Here is a 1,352-nt window from a genome sequence, read left to right as displayed (position 1 = left end):
AGAGGGCGTTAAGTCCGTTTTTGGTAGAGGCCTCGTCGGGGCTGGATAAGCGTGCCTTGGCGGACGAGTCTGCCCAGACGGTTCCGGGTGACGTTCACGGAGGCTTCGTCGGTGGGCAGTTCGAGCAGTTCGTGCAGCTCACGAGCACGGAAGGACTGCCCGGGGCGGTCGTTGAAGACGGTCAGGAGCCGCTGGTAGGAGTCCGGCGTCGCGGCGGTCTGCGGCTCGGCCTCGGGCCGGGCGATGTCCTCGACGACCGTGCGTGCGGTCTGGAGCTCCGCGAGGTGCGTCCGGGCCCGGGCGAGGGCTGCCGCGAGGTCGTCGATCTGTCGTTGCAGGCTGTCGACGTGCGCGGTGGCGTCGTCCTGCTCGGCCTGGAGCCGGTGGAGAAGTTCGGTGACGTTCACGCGGCCCAATCGGTCTCACGCCAGGCCGGAGTGGAAGTGGTGAGCCGGCGGGCCATGTTGGCGGTGGCGGCCCAGTAGACGCGCGAGGCGGAGTTCTCGGGCCGGTGGTCGTACTCGCGCACCAGCCGCCGGTGCAGTATCAGCGTGCCGTTGACCTGCTCGACCACCCACCGTTTGGGCTGCGGCACGAAACCCCTGTCCTCGGGGTTGCGGCGCACGACCTCGACCGTGATGCCCAGCAGCGCGCCGTGGATAACCATGGCGTCTTTGAAGCCTTGGTCCACCAGCACCTTCTCCAGGCGGTTGCCGCAGCGCTCGGCCGCCTGGTCCAGCAGGGCGATGCCGGCGGTGTTCTCGTGGGCGGAGGCGGCCAGGACCACCACGCCGATGACCAGGCCGAGCACGTCGACGGCCAGGCCGCGCTTGCGGCCGGGGGTCTTCTTGGCCGCGTCCAGTCCCGTGGTCGACTTCGGGACCCCGGTAGCCGCCCGCAGCGACTGGGTGTCGATGATCACCAGGGACGGGTCCTCTAATCGGCGGGCCCGCTCTCGCACCTGGCAGCGCAGCAGTTCCTGGATCTGCTGGTCCAGGCCGTCCTTGCGCCACAGGGTGAAGTAGTAGAACACCGCCGACCAGGCCGGTAAGTCGTGCGGAAGGTAACGCCACTGGCAGCCGGTCCGGTTCTGGTAGAACAGCGCGTTCACGACCTCGCGCAGATCACAGGAGCCCGCATCGCCGGTCGCCGACCGTGCCACCCGCCTCTGCTTCCACGACGTGATCACGGGCTCGATCAAGGTCCACTGGTCATCCGTCAGGTCACTCGGATACGCACGCCGTTCCATGGCCACCATGGCACCACCCCCGATCCGGCAGCCGCCCCGGAACTGCAGCCGACCCCACGATCGAGCGATGCCGAACCATTAAAAACAGGACTTAACGCCCTCT

At 68.1% G+C, this 1,352-nt stretch carries 2 protein-coding genes; both read right to left on the bottom strand.

Features of this window, described 5'->3' with window-relative positions:
- Nucleotides 1-8: 8 nt before the first annotated feature.
- Entirely contained in the window at nt 9-407 is a 399-nt protein-coding gene (locus ACFY00_RS38120; RefSeq protein ID WP_388038875.1) for a type IV toxin-antitoxin system AbiEi family antitoxin domain-containing protein, read from the bottom strand.
- A complete protein-coding gene (locus ACFY00_RS38115) occupies nt 404-1,249 on the bottom strand; it encodes an IS5 family transposase (protein ID WP_388038878.1) in 846 nt (281 codons plus the stop codon). Before ACFY00_RS38115 ends, ACFY00_RS38120 begins: the two co-directional genes overlap by 4 nt.
- Between the last annotated feature and the right edge of the window lie 103 nt (nt 1,250-1,352).

Source organism: Kitasatospora sp. NPDC001540, assembly GCF_042894345.1.
Classification (GTDB): domain Bacteria; phylum Actinomycetota; class Actinomycetes; order Streptomycetales; family Streptomycetaceae; genus Kitasatospora; species Kitasatospora phosalacinea_C.
The sequence above is the reverse complement of the archived record's forward strand: the minus strand, read 5'-3'. Positions and strand labels throughout refer to the sequence as shown.